At 63.8% G+C, this 746-nt stretch carries 1 protein-coding gene; it reads right to left on the bottom strand.

From position 1 onward, the window contains the following. Positions 1 to 746: serine hydroxymethyltransferase (gene glyA, locus ACOQFT_RS14405; protein ID WP_421598584.1), on the bottom strand; the 746-nt coding region annotated here is incomplete at both ends.

Here is a 746-nt window from a genome sequence, read left to right on the forward strand (position 1 = left end):
GCGATCACATGCATCAGCGGGCCGCCCTGAATGCCGGGGAAGATGGCCGAGTTCACTTTCTTGGCGATCGCCTCGTCATTGGTCAGGATCATGCCGCCGCGCGGACCGCGCAGGGTCTTGTGCGTGGTGGTGGTCGCAACATGGGCATGCGGGAAGGGCGAGGGGTGCTCACCTGCCGCAACCAGACCGGCGAAATGCGCCATGTCGACGTGCAGATAGGCGCCGACCATATCGGCGATCTCGCGCATGCGGGCAAAGTCGATCTGACGTGGGATGGCCGAACCGCCGGCGATGATCAGCTTGGGGCTATGCTCTTTCGCCAGCGCCTCGACCTGATCGTAGTCCAGCATGTTGTCTTCTTTGCGCACGCCATATTGCACGGCCTTGAACCACTTGCCCGACTGGTTGGGCGCGGCGCCGTGGGTCAGGTGACCGCCTGCGTCCAGGCTCATGCCCAGAATGGTGTCGCCGGGCTGGATCAGCGCCTGGAATACGCCCTGGTTGGCCTGGCTGCCCGAGTTCGGCTGCACATTGGCAAACTCGCAACCGAACAGCTGCTTGGCGCGGTCGATGGCGAGGTTCTCGGCGATATCGACGAACTGGCAACCGCCATAGTAGCGGCGACCGGGATAGCCCTCGGCGTATTTGTTGGTCATCACCGAGCCCTGCGCCTCCATCACGGCGGCAGAGACGATGTTCTCGGACGCGATCAGCTCGATCTCGTCGCGCTGACGGCCCAGCTCGGA

The sequence above is a fragment of the Ruegeria sp. MALMAid1280 genome (genome assembly GCF_049195285.1).
Lineage (GTDB): Bacteria > Pseudomonadota > Alphaproteobacteria > Rhodobacterales > Rhodobacteraceae > Ruegeria.